The sequence below is a fragment of the Arthrobacter sp. B0490 genome, from assembly GCF_002929355.1.
In the GTDB taxonomy this organism is placed as follows: Bacteria; Actinomycetota; Actinomycetes; order Actinomycetales; family Micrococcaceae; genus Arthrobacter_D.
The window spans coordinates 335,235-352,463 of sequence record NZ_PJIR01000001.1; the positions used below are offsets into that span (position 1 = coordinate 335,235).

7 protein-coding genes are annotated in these 17,229 nt (G+C 70.8%); 2 read left to right on the forward strand and 5 right to left on the reverse strand.

All coding sequences use genetic code 11. The annotated features are described in order from the left end of the window. Positions 1-5 precede the first annotated feature (5 nt). The 3 genes from CXQ97_RS01570 to CXQ97_RS01580 all read right to left on the reverse strand — a co-directional run bounded on the left by CXQ97_RS01570 (position 6) and on the right by CXQ97_RS01580 (position 5,423). Complete coding sequence (locus CXQ97_RS01570) at positions 6-2,033, reverse strand: glycosyltransferase (protein WP_104179082.1); 2,028 nt, start codon at positions 2,031-2,033, stop codon at positions 6-8. After that, positions 2,030-3,217 carry a UDP-galactopyranose mutase gene (gene glf / locus CXQ97_RS01575; protein WP_104179083.1) on the reverse strand — a complete coding sequence of 396 codons (1,188 nt, stop codon included), beginning with the start codon at positions 3,215-3,217 and terminating at the stop codon, positions 2,030-2,032. The genes CXQ97_RS01570 and glf overlap by 4 nt, the downstream gene beginning before the upstream one ends. A gap of 148 nt (positions 3,218-3,365) precedes the next feature. Next, positions 3,366-5,423, reverse strand: coding sequence for an acyltransferase family protein (locus CXQ97_RS01580; protein ID WP_104179084.1), 2,058 nt, complete (start codon positions 5,421-5,423; stop codon positions 3,366-3,368). A 194-nt stretch (positions 5,424-5,617) separates the two neighbouring features. Here CXQ97_RS01580 and CXQ97_RS20510 point away from each other — a divergent pair, with 194 nt between their 5' ends. Together CXQ97_RS20510 and CXQ97_RS01590 are read left to right on the forward strand one after the other, a co-directional pair. Continuing rightward, complete coding sequence (locus tag CXQ97_RS20510; protein ID WP_104179085.1) at positions 5,618-9,868, forward strand: FtsK/SpoIIIE domain-containing protein; 4,251 nt, start codon at positions 5,618-5,620, stop codon at positions 9,866-9,868. A 533-nt stretch (positions 9,869-10,401) separates the two neighbouring features. Further along, on the forward strand, positions 10,402-10,650 hold the full coding sequence (locus tag CXQ97_RS01590; RefSeq protein ID WP_055769355.1) for a WhiB family transcriptional regulator: 249 nt from the start codon (positions 10,402-10,404) through the stop codon (positions 10,648-10,650). Between the two features lie 112 nt (positions 10,651-10,762). On the opposite strand, the gene CXQ97_RS01595 is transcribed toward CXQ97_RS01590, so the two are convergent. Together CXQ97_RS01595 and CXQ97_RS01600 are read right to left on the reverse strand one after the other, a co-directional pair. Continuing rightward, complete coding sequence (locus CXQ97_RS01595) at positions 10,763-12,241, reverse strand: sensor histidine kinase (RefSeq protein WP_104179086.1); 1,479 nt, start codon at positions 12,239-12,241, stop codon at positions 10,763-10,765. Between the two features lie 136 nt (positions 12,242-12,377). Continuing rightward, positions 12,378-17,213, reverse strand: a complete 4,836-nt coding sequence (locus tag CXQ97_RS01600; RefSeq protein ID WP_104179087.1) for an NAD-glutamate dehydrogenase — start codon at positions 17,211-17,213, stop codon at positions 12,378-12,380. Between the last annotated feature and the right edge of the window lie 16 nt (positions 17,214-17,229).

Sequence of the window (17,229 nt, forward strand, 5' to 3'; positions counted from 1 at the left end):
ACTGCTCACTGCGACGACTTCCCCGCGCTTCCGGCCGGGCTGGCGTTCTCGAAGGTCTCGGCCCAGGCCTCCTGCGACGTGAACTCCGGCAGCGCTCGCTGGTACTCGTCGGCGAGGTCGTCCCAGCGGCTCAGCAGCCGCTGGTGGAGGATCACGCTCCGCCGGAGCATGGACTGGAACTTGGCGGAGTCGCGCTTGTACCAGGAGGCACCCGACCCGTCGGCCGAGGACACGAGCGCCGAGTCGAGCTGCGAGAGCCTCCACCACCGGGCGTCCATGGCCGGGACGTTCGCTTCGGGACGCACGCTCGCCTCGGGGCGGGCGGGACGCACCTGGCGGAGGGCTCCCGTGCCGGCCTTGACGAGCGCGCTCCTCAGGGTGCGCGGCGGCGTCGGCTTCAGGCCCTTCTTGGGGGGCTTCACCCGCTTGATGTCCGGGAACTCGGCGATGTTCTTGTTGATGCGCGCGTCGTCGAAGTCGGCGCGGCGCTTGCGGATCTCGGGGAGCTTGGCGCCGATGGTCGCGTGGAGGTGGGAAGGACCGTCGAGCAGGTCCTCCAGCGCGTTCAGGCGGAGCTCGACCGCGGAGTACTGCATCGACAGGAGGTGGCGGACGTCCACGGCGAAGCTCTCACGCGGCATCCGGCCCCCGTGCTTGTACGGCGAGTACAGCATCGCCGCGAGCCAGCGGTTGCGCTGGTGGTAGTAGGCCTGCCAGTCGATGGTGTCGTCCTTCTCGGTCCAGGGCATGTGCCACACCGCCGCACCGGGGAGGGAGACGGTGCGGTAGCCGTGGGCCTTCGCCCGGATCCCGTACTCGGCGTCGTCCCACTTGATGAAGACGGGGAGCGCCAGACCGATCTCGCGGATGATGCTGGTCGGGATGAGGCACATCCACCAGCCGTTGAAGTCGACGTCGACGCGGCGGTGCATCCACGGCGTCGTCCTGAGGTTGCTGGACGAGAAGTCGTGCGCCTCGAAGGTGTTCGACACGGGCCCCCAGAAATAGCGGTACTCGTTGACCTCCTCGCCGAAGCTGTGGAGCACCGAGCGCTCGTACAGGTTGAACATGTGCCCGCCGACGATGGTCGGCTTGCGGGTGAAGTCGGCGAAGTTGGCGGCCCGCAGGATGCCTTCCGTCTCGACCAGCACGTCGTCGTCGAGGAGCATGACGTACTTGCTCCGCCCGTCGTTGACGGTCTCGTGCATGCCGCGCGCGAATCCGCCCGACCCGCCGAGGTTGCCCTGCTCGAGCAGCGTGAACTTGTCGCCGAGGGTCGCCGCGGCCTCGTCGAAACCGTCCTGGTCCCGCACCTTCTGGGTCCCCTGGTCGGTGATGATGAGGCGGTCGAGGACGCCGAGCAGGTCCTCGGACTCGGCGAAGGTGGACAGGTGGCGGACGCAGTAGTCCGGGCGGTTGAAGGTGGTGACGGCGACCGACAGGGTCCCGGCCTCGAACCCCTCGGGCTGCGGCACGGCCCATTCGGCCCGCTGCAGTGTGACGTCGTCCTCCGCGGCGACGAGGTCGAACCAGTACCAGCCGCCGTCGCCGAACGCGGTGATCGGCAGGTCGACGGCCACCGGGCTGCCCGCGTCGACGTGGACGCTCTGGACCCGGTTGGACGTGCCGCGTGCGCTCGAACGGTAGATGACGACCGACGCCTCGGCGTCGGTCTCGACGGTCAGCCGCACCTGCGCGACGTCGGTGTGGGCCCGCCAGTAGCTCGCGGGGAAGGCGTTGAAGTAGGTGCCGAACGAGACCCGCCGGTAGGCGGGGAGGCGCAGGCTCCGGCGGTCGATGATGAAGTCGGAGCGCTGGGTGCTGTGCTGCGCGACGACGGCGGTCGTCCCCGCGCCGGCCCGGGCCGAGCGGTGCTGGTCGTCCACGACGCGCTGCGCCGCGTTGAAGTCGACGTAGAGGGGCAGGGTGTCGGTGTCGCCGTCGGTCGGGAACACCACGCGGTGGACGGTCTTCCAGAGGGCGGCGCTCGTCTCGTCCGTCGCCGCGTCCATCTCCTTGGAAACGATGCTCATGCTTCCACTCCTCCGCTTTCCAGCTTTGCGCCCGACGTGAAGTGGGGTGCGATCTTGTTGTCGAATGCCGACAGCGCAGACCCGATGGCCATGTGCATGTCGAGGTACTTGTAGGTTCCCAGGCGCCCGCCGAACAGCACCGACTCCTCGCCCTTGGCGAGATCGCGGTAGGCGAGCAGCTTCGCCCTGTCGTCGGCGGTGTTGATCGGGTAGTAGGGCTCGTCGCCCTTCTCGGCGAAACGTGAGTACTCGCGCATGATGACCGTCGCGTCCTTCGTGTAGTCCCGCTCCGGGTGGAAGTGACGGAACTCGTGGATCCGCGTGTAGGGCGCGTCCTCGTCGGGGTAGTTCATCACCGAGCACCCCTGGAAGTCCTCGATCGGGAGGACCTCCTCCTCGAGGTCGATCGTGCGCCAGGAGAGGTCGCCCTCGGCGAAGTCGAAGTACCGGTCGACCGGGCCGGTGTAGACCACGGGGACCTGACCGAGCGTGGTCGCGCGGGAGTACTCGTGGCCCTCGTCGAAGAAGTCCGTGTCGAGGTGGACCTCGATGTTGGGGTGGTCCGCCATCCGCTCGATCCAGGCCGTGTAGCCGTTGACGGGCAGACCCTCGTACTTGTCGTTGAAGTACCGGTTGTCGTACGTGTAGCGGACGGGGAGCCGGGAGATGATCTCCGCCGGCAGGTCCTTCGGGTCGGTCTGCCACTGCTTGCCCGTGTAGTACTTGATGAACGCCTCGTACAGGGGCCGGCCGATCAGCTGGATGCCCTTGTCGTTGAGGTTCTGCGGGTCCGTCCCGGCGAGCTCGCCCGCCTGCTCCTGGATCAGGGCGCGGGCCTCGGCGGGACCGAGCGCGGCGCGGAAGAACTGGTTGATGGTGCCGAGGTTGATCGGCATCGGGAACACCTCGCCCTTGTGGCGTGTGTAGACCTTGTGCACGTAGCTCGTGAACTCGGTGAAGTTGTGGACGTAGTCCCAGACCCGCTCGTTCGAGGTGTGGAACAGGTGCGCACCGTAGCGGTGGACCTCGATCCCGGTGCGAGCTTCGTTCTCGCTGTAGGCGTTCCCACCGATGTGGTGGCGCCGGTCGAGCACCGCCACCTTGAGGCCGAGCTGGGTGGCCGCCCGTTCAGCAATGGTCAGGCCGAAGAAGCCCGATCCAACGACAACGAGGTCAACGTTCACAAATGCTCCTGAATTGATTCGAACCACGGACATGCCCGCTTAAGGCTACCCGAGAGTGGTCCTCCACCTCGCCGGACACCGCGAGCGGCGCCTCCGTGGAGGGGAGGTGGGACGGCACGGCGCCGGTCGGCGACGGTGCAGGGAGCGGTCAGGCGGGCTCCAGGACGGACACGCCGAGCAGTCGCTCCTCGAACTGCGGGACCATGGTGCGCCAGTACGTCGCACTGACGTGGTTGTTGTCGATGTACACGTACACGTTGCCGATGATCGGCGGGCAGGTGTCGCCGGGACAGATCACGTCCGTCATGTCGACCGACCGGTAGAGCGGGGTCCCGGGATCGAACCCCTCGAGGGGGGAGACCGCCGGGAGCAGGTCCGCCTTGACCGGGCTGCAGGCGGCCAGGGCGTCCTCGTTCTCCTGGATGCAGGCGGGCATGTTGAACTCGAAGCGCGCATTGTCGCGTACTCCGATGACCTCGATGCCGCGCTCGGTGTACCGCCTCACCGTGTTCTCGAAGTCCGGCACGATCTTCTCGTCGGTCGAGCCGAACTCGGTCTTCGTCGCGATGGTGAAGACGGCGTCGGGCCCCAGCTCCTCGATGTAGGCACTCGAGCCCTCGAAGAAGTCCGCACATTCGGGGGTGATGTCGGGTCCCACCGGTGCGAAGACGCAGCCGAGGGAGATCAGCTCGATGACCGTCCAGTTGTGCTTCTCCGCCAGCGCGACGACCGCCGCGGACATGTGCTGCGCATGGCTGTTGCCCACCACGACGACGGTCCTGCTCGGCTCACCCTCGGCGAGCCTCTGCGTGCAGAATCCCTCCAGGTCGGACGGGACGCCTGTCGCCTCCGCGTCGCACGCCTCGAGCCGGGGGAAGTCGCCCCGGATGGTACTCAACTCGGGCAGGATCACCGCGTCGTCGGACACCTCGTCCTGGTAGCCCGGCAGCAGGGACACCGCGCCGGGATTGTCGGCACTGGTCTGCGCCGCGGCGCGCGCCGCCTGCGCCCGCAGGTCCAGCTGCCAGGCGGTGAGCGGCGCGGCGACGAGGCCCATGCACACGAGCAGGACGACACCGGCACGACGGCGCCGCTTGTCGGCCCACACGAGCGCCCGCATGGGCCGTTCGACGAACCGCATCGTCAGGTAGGCCAGCACCAGCGACACGCCGATGACCAGGAAGCCTCCGAGCACACCGGGCGACGGCCGGTCCTGCCAGACGAGGGCCAGCACGAGTACCGGCCAGTGCCAGAGATACAGCGCGTAGGAGAGGTCGCCCATGCGCACGAGCGGCCCGGCGGACAGGAACCGGTCGGCTCCGAAGCGGCTGCCGGTCTGCCCGGCGACGATCACCAGGGCAGCGGCCGCGAGGGGCCAGAGAGCGACATAGCCCGGGAACTGGCCCTGCACGTCGAGGAGGAAGCCGCCGCTGAGCATCGCGGCCACGCCGACCCACCCCGCCCCGATGCGCAGCGGGCGCGGGAGGCGGATGAACGGCAGTGCCAGCGCCAGGAGCGTCCCGAACGCGAACTCCCAGAGGCGGGCCCGCGTGTCGAAGTAGGCGTACGCCTGGTTCGTCGACGTCTCCCACATCGAGAACGCCAGGGAGCCCGCGAACAGCACACCGAACACGAGCAGGACGACGCCGCGGAACTTCAGCCGGAAGCGGCGCGCCAGGAGGGAGCTGGCGAGGAACAGGAGCGGCCAGAGGATGAACACCTGGCCCTGGACGGAGAGCGACCAGAAGTGCTGGAGCGGACTGGCGAGGCTGTGGTCGTCGGCGTAGTAGTCGACGGCGTTCGAGGCGAGGACCCAGTTCTGCACGTAGAGCAGCGACGCCCACGACTGCTCGATGATGTCGGTCCACCTGGACCGCGGCACCAACACGTAGCTGGCTGCCAGTGTCGCGAGGATCACGACGACGACGGCCGGCAGCAGCCGCTTGAACTGGTGGAGCCAGTGCCGGACGAGATCGAACGGCTTGCCCGCCTCCGCCTTGCGCAGGAACGACAGCGCCAGCAGGAAGGCCGAGATCAGCAGGAAGACGTCCACGCCGCCGGACACCCGGCCGAACCAGATGTGGTACGAGACCACCATCAGGACGGCCAGGGCGCGGAGGCCCTGCACCTCCGGGCGGAAGCCGCGATCCGCGCCGACGGCCGCGGCGGGGGGAGCCGCGGAACGGCTCGCTTCAGCGACGGACATGGAGGACTTCAGGGGTAGACACGATGGTCAAGTGTAGCGGGAGCACCCGGGGAAGCCCGGGACATCCCCCGCCCGCGCGGAGGGTCGCGCGGCCCGGTCCGCGTGCGGCCCTTGTCCACAACCCGCGATATCCCCGCCCTCCGCGAGCGGCTCCTCCCTAGCCTCGGAGGCAGTCCCCACCCGAGGAGGCCTCCGTGGATCTGCACGTCACGCTCGCGAGCGCTCCCCCGTGCGCGTTCCCCACCCGGGAGATCGTGGTCGACACCCTGGCCCTGCCCACGGGTGCGGCGCTCGCCGCCCGGCTGGCGGCCGCGGGGTACCGGGGGCCCTTCGCGATCGACGGCGCACCGCTCGCGGCGATGACGGCATGCGTGGGGAGCCTGACGGACGGCGCGATCATCGTCTGCGGATCCTCCCCGCTCCAGGACGACGCGCCGCCGATGCCCCATCTCGTCTTCGTCGTCCGCTCGGGCCCGGACGCCGGGCAGGTGGTCCCGCTGCGGCGCGGCGGCTACACGATCGGGCGGGCGGCCTGCGACATCGTGATCGCCGACCCCGCGCTCTCACGCCGGCACGCGCTCCTCACGGTGACCGGGAACGCCATCGTCCTGGAGGATCTGGCGTCGGTGAACGGGACCTTCGTGGACGGCCGACGCATCGGCACGGCGGAGGTCACGGTGTCGGCGGCCCTGCGACTCGGCGGGAGCCGGTGCCGCATCGAACTGGTCGACGGCGACGGATGGCGCTACGTCCCGCCCGCCGACGTCCTCGCACCCGTGCAGGTCGGACGCGAACCCCCGAGGGCACCGTCCCGCGTCCTGGTCCTCACCGCCGTGCTGCCGCTGGTCCTCGGCATCGTCCTGGCGGCGACCACGGGCCTGTGGTTCTTCCTGGCCTTCAGTGCCCTGTCGGCGGTGACCGGATCGGTTCCCCTCGCCGTCCATCGGCGGAACGGCCGCGTCTTCGCGGACGCCCTTCGCGAAGCGGCCGAGCGCGACCGCGTGCGCCGGATGCTCGCCGTCCCGGACCCCGGGCAGACCGCCCTCGACGCCCTGCGCGCCTGCCGGCCCGTCGCCGGAGGGCCCGCAGCAGGGGCGCAGCCGCTCGCTGCGGAGATCCTGCTGAGGATCGGCACGGCGGACCAGCCGGCCAATCTCGCCACGGCGCGGGAGCCTGCCTTCGTCCCACCGGTCCTTCAGGACCTGCCGCTGGTCCTGCCCTGTCGGGCGGGCCGACCCGGCGCGACACCGGGCGGGGCCTCGGAGGGGACATCGGGCGGCGTGGCCGGGGAGTCCTTCACCATCACGGGCGACCCCGCCGCCGTCCTGGGCAGCCTGCGCGCCCTGCTGCTCCAGGTCGCCCACCCCGAGCAGGGATCACCTCCCGTGGTCTGCTGGGGTTCGGCGCGGCACCTCCCGGTCCACGCCCGGTTTCTCCCGAACGTCCTGCTCACCAGGGACCCGCGGGTCCTGGCCGGGATCGACCGCCGGGCCGGCGTCCTGCTCGTCCTCCAGGTCGCGGAGGACCTTCCCGAGGGTGCCCGACGCCCCGACGCGGTCGTTGTCCGCTTCCGGCTGGACGGGGCCGGCGCCGGTCACGCGACGTCCGGGACCGCGCTGCCCGCGGCGGGCATGGTGATGGCGGCCGACGGCGCCCGTGCGCGCATCGACGGGCGGGAGTACCGGGTCGTTCCCGACGGCGTCTCCGAGCGGACGTTCGAGCGGACCGCCCGGGCGCTCGCCCGTGCCGCGCGGCACCGGCCCGGAACCCGTACCCGACCGGGGCCGGGAGACGGATCGGACGTGCCGTCCTCGGTCTCCCTCTGGTCCGGGCAGTCCGGGCCGGACACCCTCGCCTCGTCGGTCCCCGGCCGCTGGGCTGCGGCCGACGCCCGGCGGCCGACCGCGTTCGTCGGGCGGTCGGCTGCCGGGCCCGTGGCGATCGACCTGGTCCGGGACGGCCCCCACCTCCTGGTCGCCGGCACCACGGGCTCCGGCAAGTCCGAGTTCCTGAGGACCCTGGTGCTCGGACTGGCACTCGACCAGCCTCCCCGGCACCTGTCCCTGCTCCTCATCGACTACAAGGGCGGCTCCGGGCTCGGCGCACTCGCCGCGCTCCCCCACTGCGTGGGGAGCCTCACGGACTTGTCCCCCGAATCGACGGCCAGGGCCCTGACCTCGCTGCGGGCGGAACTGCGACGCCGGGAACTCCTGTGCGCCGGCCACGGCGCCCGGGACCTCGACGGACTGCGCAGGATCTCGCCGGCCACCTGCCCGGCCAGGCTGGTCGTGGTGATCGACGAGTTCCGGGTCCTGGGCGACGCCGTGCCGACCGCCGTACCGGATCTGATGAGGATCGCCGCCCTCGGCCGGTCGTTGGGCGTCCATCTCGTACTCGCCACCCAGCGGGTACAGGGAGCGGTGACGCCCGAGCTGAGGGCGAACATCACGACGTCGGTGCTGCTCCGGGTCCAGACCGCGGTGGAGTCGCAGGACCTCCTCGGGTCCGGCGCGGCGGCCGAGATACCGGTCGACGCCCCGGGGCGGGCCTTCGTGCGCCGCGGGGCCGAAGCGCCCGTCGCCGTCCAGGTCGCCTCGCCGTCAGGACTCCCGACGGCGGACCGGAGGCCCGGCTGGCAGGACGTCGCGGCCTACCTCGGAGGGGCGGCAGCGGATCCTCGCCCCGGGGAGGCCGCCGGCACCCCCGATACCGAGGATGCGGGAGGTCCTCCCCGGGATCCCCTCGTGGAGGCGGTCGCCGGACTCGCGGCGGCCGCCCGTGGCGCGGCGGCCTGGCGAGAGCCCCGCCCCGTGCTGCCACCGCTGCCCGTACGCCTCACGCCCACGGCGTGTGCCGGCTTCCGCCCGGTCGGGCCCGGCCCGTCCCCCGCGGACGCCGTCGGCGTGGCGCTCGGGATCGTCGATCTCCCCGGGCGCCAGGCACAGCACGTGCTGCGCTGGCACCCCGACAGCCACTCGCACCTCGCCCTCGTCGGTCTTCCCGGCAGCGGTGTGGCAGAGGCACTCGCGGCCGTCGTGGCATCCCTGCCCGGGAGCGACCCGGACCTCCACCTGTACGTGCTGGACGGCGACGGGACATTGGGGCGGTGCTCCGCGGACCCGCACGTCGGTGCGTACGTCCTGCCGCAGGAGACGAGGCGGGCCGGCCGCGTCCTCGAACGGCTGGCGGCGCCGGGGCCCGGAGGGCGCGCCACCGGCCGGATCGTGCTCGTGGTCACCGGCTGGGCACGGTGGAGCAGTCGGTTCCGCAACGGGCGCCTCGCACGGGCGGAGGACGACCTGCAGGCGCTGGTCCGGGACGGTGCCAGGAGCGGCGTGAGCGTCCTCGTCGACGGCGACCGGGACCTGACCACGTCGCGGTTCTTCCCCCTGCTGCCGAACCGCGTCTACCTGCCCCTCGGTGCGCATCAGGAGACGACCATGACGTGGCCGGCGATGCCGCCGATCGATGCCGTTCCCGGTCGGGGATTCGCGCAGGGACCGATCACGGGCGGCTGGGGAGACGGCACGTGCCAGCTCGTCACGGACCGCACGGACCCGACGGACCTCATGGATCCCGCGGGCGCCGGGCCGGTCCGCCCGCCCGTCCGGACTCCCTTCCCGGTGCATCCCCTCCCCCGCGAGGTCGGCCTGGCCGGCATCGCCGTGGCAGGGACACCGGACCGGCTGGTGGCGGGTGTGCACGGCGACGACCTGGAGCCGTTCTCCCTCGCCCTCCACCCCGGCGACGTCTACCTGGTGCTGGGACAGCGAGGATCGGGACGCACGAACACGCTGCGCGTGCTGGCGGAGTCCGCCGGGCGCCTGATCCCGCCCCGCTCCGTCCTCGTGCCGCCCGCCGGCGCAGCGGGACTACCGGCGCCCGCGTACTGGCGGGACGTCGCCGGCGGTACGGGGCCGGGCGCCCTGGACGGGTACATCCTCGTGGTCGACGACGCGGACCGGCTGCCCGCCGATGTACAGCAGGCCCTGGCCGGCTTCGTGGCGCGGGGCGCCGCGTGCGTCCTGTCCGCCACCCCGGGTCCGGCCCTCCTGACGCGCGTCCCCCTCGCCCTGCAGGCCCGCGCGGCGGGACGCGGACTCGTCCTGGCGCCGAGGACGGCGGGGGACGGCGACTTCTTCGGGGTGCGGCTCGACACGGACGGGGAGCCCGTCGCGGGCCGGGGCTTCGCCTGCGACCCGACAGGAGTCACCGAGGTGCAGATCGCCCGCGTATCCGGAGGGACGGAAGGACCGGAAGGGATCCGCGGGCCGGGGGCGGCGGACGACACCCCGGAACGGGTCGGCGGCCCCTACAGTGCCTTCCCGGTCACCGTGGTGCGGACCGTGTACCCGACGACCGGTCCGGAGAAGAGCGTCACGATGACGACGGCGGCGGGGACGAGGAGCGCCACCCCGATGAGCGGTGCGCCGATGGAGAAGTAGGGGAACGCCAGGATCACCAGGAACAGCTGGACGACGAGCGAGGGCGACCTCGGCCAACGGAAGCCCGCGGCGAGCTGCCGGGCGAGGGCCATGAGGCCCGCGCCGACCAGGAGCAGGAGGACTGCCATGAAGACCGATCCCCCGACGGAGAGGGCATCGTCGCTGAAGGCGGTCACCACGAAGCCGGCGGCGACCGCGAGCAACGCGACCGCCTCGAGCACCAGGATCGCCGCGATCAGGAGGACGCCGCGGGGGCGGCTCGAGGGAGGCAGGGCTGGGTCAGGAACCACCCTCGAACCCTACCCGACGTGCTGCGCCCTCCCCCGGGGACGACAGGACACCGGCGCTGCTGTGACTAACCCCTCATGCGCACGGTCAATCGGAGCTGTAAAACCCTTGTTTACCCGCTGGTAACGTGACAGCCTTAAAAGCAGTGGATACCCGGGGGGCCCAGAGTCGGCCCCCTTTACTATGAGCCCGCTCGTGAATCTTTTCACAAACGAAGAGCGAGGCCGAAGGAGAATGTGATCACCATGGATTGGCGTAGTCGTGCAGCCTGCCTGGACAAGGACCCGGAACTGTTCTTCCCGGTCGGCAACACCGGACCGGCCCTCCTCCAGATCGAGGAGGCCAAGAGCGTCTGCCGCCGCTGCCAGGTGCAGGACACCTGCCTGCAGTGGGCCATCGAGTCCGGGCAGGATGCCGGAGTATGGGGAGGACTGAGCGAGGACGAGCGTCGGGCGCTGAAGCGCCGGGCCGCGAGGGCCCGCCGCGCCTCCTGACCCGAGCCGGGAACTCCCGGATCAGCCGGTCGGCGCACCGGCAGACGACGAAGGGCCGCCCACCGGGCGGCCCTTCGTCGTCTGCGTGGCAGTCGCCCTCCCGGGGCGCGCGTCAGGGGCCCTGGTTCAGGCGCAGCGGGAGTTCGATGGTCACCGAGGTCCCGCCACCGCCCCGGGTACGCCACTCGATCGTCCCGCCCAGTTCACTCGTGACCAGCGTCCGGACGATCTGCAGTCCCAGCCCCTCCGCGTGGCCGCCCGCCGGCAGACCGACGCCGTCGTCGGCGATCGTCACCCGCAGGATCTCCTCCTCGTCGATCACGGCCCGGCGGTTCGCCATGAGCCACACGGTGCCCGCGCGGCCGGAGAGACCGTGCTCGACGGCGTTCGTGACGAGTTCGTTGATCACGAGGGCGAGCGGCGTCGCGAGATCGCTGGGGAGTTCGCCGAAGTCCCCGCTGCGCTCGGTGCGTACCGCCTGGGACGGCGACGCGACCTCGGCGGACAGGCGGAACTGCCGTGAGATGAGCTCGTCGAAGTCGACGCTCTGCGCGAGGCCCTGCGACAGCGTCTCGTGGACGAGGGCGATGGTCGACACGCGGCGCATGGCCTGCTCGAGGCCCAGCTTGCCCTCCTCGCTGACCATCCGGCGGGACTGCATCCGGAGCAGCGCCGCGACGGTCTGGAGGTTGTTCTTCACCCTGTGGTGGATCTCTCGGATGGTCGCGTCCTTGGACACCAGTTCCATTTCCCGGCGACGGAGTTCCGAGACGTCCCGGCAGAGGACGAGGGCCCCGAAGCGCTCCCTCTCGTCACGCAGGGGGATGGCCCGCAGCGACAGGCTGACCCCGCGTGAGCCGATCTCGGTGCGCCAGGGCATCCGCCCCGTGACCACCAGGGGAAGCGTCTCGTCGACCATCCGACGGTCCTTCAGCAGCGCCGTCGTGATCTCCGCGAGAGGTCGCCCCTCGAGGGTCTCGACGTCGCCGAGACGGCGGAACGCCGACACCCCGTTCGGGCTCGCGTACTGCACGATCCCGTCCACGTCGAGCCGGATCAGCCCGTCGCCCACGCGGGGAGCACCCCGGCGGGATCCGGTCGGCGTCGCGAAGTCGGGCCACAGCCCGAGCGTGCCCATGCGCAGGAGATCGTAGGCGCACTGCCGGTAGGTCAGCTCGAGCCGCGACGGCATCCTCGAACTGGACAGGTCCATGTGGGTCGTCACGACCGCGAGGGTGCGCCCGTTCCGCACCATCGGCACGGCCTCCACGCGCATCGCCATCTCCGTGGTCCAGTTCGTCTCGCCGGAGCGTTCGATCTTCTGCGTCTCCCAGGCCACGTCCACGAGCGGCTGCAGGTCGGCGCGGATCCGCTCGCCCACGAAGTCGCTGTGGAAGACGGTGTGCGACGTCGACGGACGGGCGTGGGCCAGGGCGACATAGCCGCCGCCGTCCAGCGGGAACCACAGGGCCAGGTCGGCGAACGCGAGGTCGGCCACCATCTGCCAGTCGCCGACGAGGAGGTGGAGCCACTCGGCGTCGCCGGGTTCGAACCCTGTGTACTCGCGGATGGGATCGGTGAAGATTGCCATGGGATCTCTCTGTTGCTCGGGACGAACGCGGCAGCTCGCGCCGCACGGAGTGCGCGACGACAGGCCGGACCCGCGGATCGAGGAGCCGCAGGTCCAGTCTGTCACCCTCGGCCGTCGACGCCGACAGGACGGGCCACTACCGGACGATGGACCTCAGGAGCCGAAGGGCCACGGACAGGGACGAGATGTCGTCCTGCTCCAGCAGGTTGACCTCGGCGAACATGTTGCTCGCGCGCTGCAGCTGGTCGGCGTTCAGTTCCTGCCACGCGAGGAGCCGCTCCCCCGCGTCGCGGTCCTGCAGGTCGCCGGTGGCCCGCATGACGGCGACCGTGATGTCGGCCACCGTCGAGTACAGGTCGTCGCGCAGTGCAGCCCGGGCCAGGGCCTGCCAGCGGTCCGTCCGCGGCAGCTTCGTGATGCGCTCGAGCAGGTTGTCGACCTCGAAGCGGTCGTACACCGCGTAGTACACCTTCGCGATGTTCTCGACCGGCTCGTCGACCCGGCGGGTGCTGTAGGCGATGTCCAGCAGCGCGAAGGACTCGAACTGCTCGGCCCAGTGCCGTCCGAGCTCCGCCGGCAGGTCCCACGCCGTCGCCGTCGCCGTCGCCTCCCGCGCCCGCTCGAGGTCGCAGCCGCGCAGGTACTCCCCGAGCCGCGAGCGGAAGGGCGCGACGAGCGGCTTGAACGCGTCGATGTCCTCGCCCACGGCCGTGCCCTGCTCCACGTGGTTGACGAACCATCGCACGGCCCGATCCAGGAGCCGGCGCAGGTCCAGGTGGACGGTGGTCCAGTGGTCCGTGGGGAAGTCCGCGGGCAGGGCCGCGAGCGCGTCGACGGTCTCGTCCAGCGAGTAGATCTCCCGCAGGGCCACGAAGGCGCGGGCCACCACCGGCTCGGGTACCGACGTCTCCTCCATCACGCGGAACGCGAACGTGATCCCCCCGAGGTTGATGATGTCGTTGGCGATGACGGTGGAGATGATCTCCCGGCGCAGCGGATGCGTGTCGAGCAGGTCGTCGAAACGCTCCACGAGTCGGCGCGGGAAGTAGCGCCGGAGGGTGCCCCTGAAGTACGGGTCGTCGGCGAGGCCGCTGGCGGACAGGACCTTCGTCAGCTCGATCTTCGCGTAGGCGGCGAGCACCGACAGCTCCGGGGAGGTGAGTCCCTGCCCCGCGTCGATCCGGCGGCGCAGCTCGGCCGTCGTCGGGAGCGCCTCGAGCTCCCTGTCGAGCTCGGCCTTCTTCTCCAGCCAGTCCATCATCCGCTCGTAGCTCGGACTCCACTCGATGACCCTCTGGCGGTCGTTGAGCAGGAGGACGTTCTGGTCGATGTTGTCCTGCAGGACGAGTCGGCCGACCTCGTCGGTCATCGACTGCAGGAACTCCGTGCGTTCCGCGGGCTGCAGGCGTCCGGCGCGCACCATCCGGTCGACGAAGATCTTGATGTTGACCTCGTGGTCGGAGCAGTCGACACCGGCGCTGTTGTCGATGGCGTCGGTGTTGAGGAGGACACCGGCCAGCGCGGCCTCGATCCTGCCCCGCTGCGTCATGCCGAGGTTGCCGCCCTCGCCGACGACGCGGGCGCGCAGTTCGCTGCCGTCGACGCGGATGGCGTCGTTCGCGCGGTCACCGACATCGCCGTGGGTCTCGTCCGTCGCCTTGACGTAGGTGCCGATGCCGCCGTTGTAGAGCAGGTCCGCGGGCGCGCGGAGGATGGCCTTCAGCACCTCCGGGGGGCTGAGCCGCGTCACGCCCGCGTCGAGCCCAAGCGCTTCCTGCACCTCCGGGGAGATGGGGATGGACTTGGCCTGCCTCGGGTAGACACCGCCCCCGCGGCTGATGAGGGTGCTGTCGTAGTCCTCCCAGCTCGATCGCGGGAGGTCGAACAGCCGTCGGCGCTCCGCGAAGGACCGGGCAGCATCGGGGTCCGGATCGAGGAAGATGTGGCGGTGGTCGAAGGCCGCGAGGAGGCGGATGTGCTCGGACAGGAGCATGCCGTTGCCGAACACGTCACCGCTCATGTCGCCCACACCGACCACTGTGAAGTCGTCGGTCTGCGTGTCGACGTCGAACTCGCTGAAGTGCCGCTTCACGGACTCCCACGCGCCCCGGGCGGTGATGCCCATGGCCTTGTGGTCGTAGCCGACGGAACCCCCGGAGGCGAACGCGTCGCCGAGCCAGAAGTCGTACTCGGCGGAGAGTTCGTTGGCGATGTCGGAGAACGACGCCGTCCCCTTGTCGGCCGCGACCACCAGGTAGGTGTCGTCGTCGTCGTGCCGGACCACGCGCGCGGGCGGCAGCACCGATTCGGTGGTGCCGTCGGTGGTGAGGTTGTCCGTGATGTCGAGCAGCCCCCGGATGAACGTGCGGTAGCTCGCCTGGCCCTCGGCGAGCCACGCCTGACGGTCGACCGACGGGTCGGGCAGCTGCTTGGCGAAGAAGCCGCCTTTCGCGCCGGTCGGCACGATCACGGCGTTCTTCACGGTCTGCGCCTTCACGAGCCCGAGCACCTCGGTGCGGAAGTCCTCGCGTCGGTCGGACCAGCGGAGGCCGCCGCGGGCCACCTTGCCGAACCGGAGGTGGACTCCCTCGACCTGGGGCGAGTAGACCCAGATCTCGAACTTCGGCCGAGGGAACGGCGCGCCGTCGATCCGGGAGGTGTCGAACTTGATGCTGACGTGCCGCTTGTCCTGGAAGTAGTTGGTGCGGAGGCTCGCGCCGATGAGGTTCGCGAAGGTGCGCAGGACCCGGTCCGCGTCGAGGGTCGGCACACCCTCCAGCCCCTCGTCGAGCGCCGACCGCGCCGCGTCCACGGCGGCCGGTCGGTCGCCGTCGAGGTCGGGATCGAAGCGGGCGCTGAACAGGGCGACGAGCGCACGGCTGACCTCGCCGTTACGCAGCAGGGTGTCCGCGACGAAACCGTAGGAGTTCGTGTTGCCCATCTGCCGCATGTACTTGGCGTAGGCGCGGAGGATCAGCACCTGGCGCCAGCCGAGCTCGTCGCTCAGCACGAGCCTGTCGAACGCGTCGGACTCGCTGTCGCCCGTGACGGCGGCACTGAAGGCATCCTGCAGCAGGGCGGCGGTGCCGAGCGGGGAGATGCCGGCGGGGTACTTGAGGCCGAGGTCGTAGAGGAAGAAGGCCCGGCCGTCCGACCGCGTGATCTCGAAGGGCCGCTCGTCGAGTACCTCGAGGCCCAGGTTGTGGAAGTACGGGAGGATCTGGGTGAGGCTCTTGGCCTCCGTCAGGTAGAGCTTGAGGCGCGCGTCGGCGGCGTCGGCGGGCGGGCCCTCGGGGACGTAGACGTGCAGCTGCGGCGCTCCGGGATCCCCGGAGGCGAGCTGCTCGAACCGGGAGATGTCCTCCAGGGCGTCCTCGACCTCGTAGTCGACCCGGTAGCCGGCCGGGAACGACTCCGCCCACAGCGCGGCCAGGTGCTGGGCGGTGTCCTGCTCGAACCTTCCCTGTGCGACCTCCACGATCCCCTCGGGCCAGGACCGGGCCGCCCGGACGAGGCGGTCCTCGAGCTCGGCGGCGTCGACGACGGGGATCTCAGCCCCGCGCTGGAGCCGGATGCGGAAGAACAGGCGTGCGAGGGCCGATTCGCTCATCCGGGCCTCGAAGTCGATCGAGTCGGCGTCGAGCGCCGTCCGGAGCTCCTGCTCGATGCGCAGGCGGACGCTCGTCGTGTACCGGTCCCGCGGCAGGTAGACGAGGGCGGACATGAAGCGCCCGTAGACGTCCGGGCGCAGGAAGAGCCGCGTGCGCCGCCGCTCCTGCAGCCGCAGGATACCGAGGGCCGTGGACACCAGGTCCGAGACCTCGATCTGGAACAGCTCGTCGCGGGGATAGGTCTCCAGGATGGAGAGCAGGTCCTTGCCCGAGTGGGAGTCCGACGGGAAACCGCACAGGCGGAGGACCTCGGAGACCTTGTCGCGGACGAGGGGCACGTTGCGCACCGAACCGGTGTACGCACTGGTCGCGAACAGGCCGATGAAGCGCCGCTCACCGTTCACGTTGCCCTGGGCGTCGAAGCTCTTGATGCCGATGTAGTCGAGGTAGGCGGCACGGTGCACCGTCGACCGCGAGTTGGCCTTGGTGATCACGAGGGTGCGGCGCTCCCGCGCCTTCGCGCGTCCTGCCTCGGTGAGTTGCTGCACCTGCCCGGGACCGATGCCATGGCGCAGCAGGCCGAGGCCGCTGCCGTCCCGGACCCGGAGGGCGTCGGCGCCTTCCTCGTCGGTCACGAGCTCGTATTCCTTGTAGCCGAGGAAGGTGAAGTTGCCGCTGTCGAGCCAGCGGAGCAGTTCCTGCGCCTGCCGCAGGTCGGGGATCGCCTCCGCGCCGACGATCGAGTCGAGCGACGCCTCGATGGAGCGGACCGTTCGCCGCATGGCGGGCCAGTCCTCGACGGCGGAGCGGACGTCTCCCAGCACGCGGTGGAGGCCGTCGATGATCGACGCCTTGGCCCCGGCGTCGGGAAGCCTGGCGACCTCGACCGAGATCCAGGACTCGATGTGGGTGGTGCGGCCGGCCAACCCGGCGTACTCGCCGATGCTGGGGAGCGCCGCGGTGTCTCCGCTCGACGCGCCGGCCGTCGACGGGACGCGCTTCAGTGCCGTGAGCGAGTGCGACTCGTCCTCGCGGACCGCGAGGAACGTCGGGTGGACCACGAGCTGGATGGCCGCGTCCTGCCGCACGAGCTCCGCGGTGACGGAGTCGACGAGGAAGGGCATGTCGTCGGTGACGATCATGACGACGCTGGAGTTCCCCTGGTCCATGACCCCGATGGCGGCGGTGCCGGGTTCGCGGGCTTCGGCCAGATCGCGGTGGGCGAAGGCCCGCTGGCGGAGATCGGTGGGCCGGTATCCGACGGCGTCCTCGCGTGCGAGATGCTCGAAGTAGTGCTCGACGAAATCCTCCCGCGACGTGTCCGAGTTTGACTGATCCGTTGTCCTGGATCCAGACGACATGGGGAGGGCCTCCGTA

What these genes read in the sequence shown, in the direction of transcription:
- CXQ97_RS01595 (WP_104179086.1), bottom strand. Translation starts at nt 12,241, where the DNA reads ATGGCAATCTTCACCGATCCCATCCGCGAGTACACAGGGTTCGAACCC.
- CXQ97_RS01580 (WP_104179084.1), bottom strand. Translation starts at nt 5,423, where the DNA reads ATGTCCGTCGCTGAAGCGAGCCGTTCCGCGGCTCCCCCCGCCGCGGCC.
- CXQ97_RS01570 (WP_104179082.1), bottom strand. Translation starts at nt 2,033, where the DNA reads ATGAGCATCGTTTCCAAGGAGATGGACGCGGCGACGGACGAGACGAGC.
- CXQ97_RS01600 (WP_104179087.1), bottom strand. Translation starts at nt 17,213, where the DNA reads ATGTCGTCTGGATCCAGGACAACGGATCAGTCAAACTCGGACACGTCG.
- CXQ97_RS01590 (WP_055769355.1), top strand. Translation starts at nt 10,402, where the DNA reads ATGGATTGGCGTAGTCGTGCAGCCTGCCTGGACAAGGACCCGGAACTG.